Source organism: Microbacterium sp. Leaf351 (genome assembly GCF_001423825.1).
In the GTDB taxonomy this organism is placed as follows: Bacteria; Actinomycetota; Actinomycetes; order Actinomycetales; family Microbacteriaceae; genus Microbacterium; species Microbacterium ginsengisoli.
In genome coordinates this window covers 30,141-30,800 of record NZ_LMPK01000012.1, presented here as the reverse complement: position 1 = coordinate 30,800, position 660 = coordinate 30,141, and the positions used below count along the sequence as shown (strand labels likewise).

Annotated in this window: 1 protein-coding gene; it reads right to left on the bottom strand. The window is 72.6% G+C overall.

The window, feature by feature from the left end:
• Positions 1-91: 91 nt before the first annotated feature.
• The gene (locus ASG00_RS05050) at positions 92-457 is read right to left on the bottom strand and encodes a VOC family protein (protein WP_056207356.1); all 366 of its coding nucleotides are present in this window, start codon (positions 455-457) and stop codon (positions 92-94) included.
• Positions 458-660: the final 203 nt, after the last annotated feature.

Here is a 660-nt window from a genome sequence, read left to right as displayed (position 1 = left end):
CCGATCCGCACGCGGGCGAGGCGGGGCATCCGACCCATGCGGCCCGGGCCGCGGTCGTCGACTTCCTGCGGCAGCGGCTCGCCGCGTGAGCTCAGCCGAGTCGCTGCTCGACGAGCCCGACGAGGTTCCCCTCCGAGTCGCGCACGAACGCCTGCCACTCGTCGGAGCCTGCGGGACCGAGGCTGTCGTCGTGGTGGGAGAAGATCGGATGCGGCGGCGTGACCACCTCGGTGCCGGCATCGCGCGCCCGCGCCACGGCCTCGTCGATGTCGTCGACACGCAGGTAGATCAGCGCTGACGGCGCCGCGCGGTCGACGAGCAGTCGCACCCCGTCGAGGTCGAAGAACACGAGCCCCGGCGGATCGAACGCCGCGACGGGCTCGCGCGCGAGCAGCGTCGAGTACCAGGCGGTGGCGCGCGCCAGATCTTCGGCATGCTGGGCGACCTGCACGAGCATCGGGACCCCTCTCGTGAACGTGCGGTGCACACCAGGATGCCGCGCCGCGCCGCCCGACGGAATAGGCAACCTCCGCGACGGGTTGTGTCCGGCGGCATCCCCGATCGATTGGACCCGCCCGTGCAGCTGCTCACCCCCGTCACCGTCGGCCTCCTGGAACTCCCGAACCGGCTGGTGATGGCGCCGATGACCCGCCTGCGCGC

Excerpts from the sequence above, each read along its gene's own strand:
- ASG00_RS05050 (WP_056207356.1), bottom strand. The coding sequence starts at position 457 with ATGCTCGTGCAGGTCGCCCAGCATGCCGAAGATCTGGCGCGCGCCACC.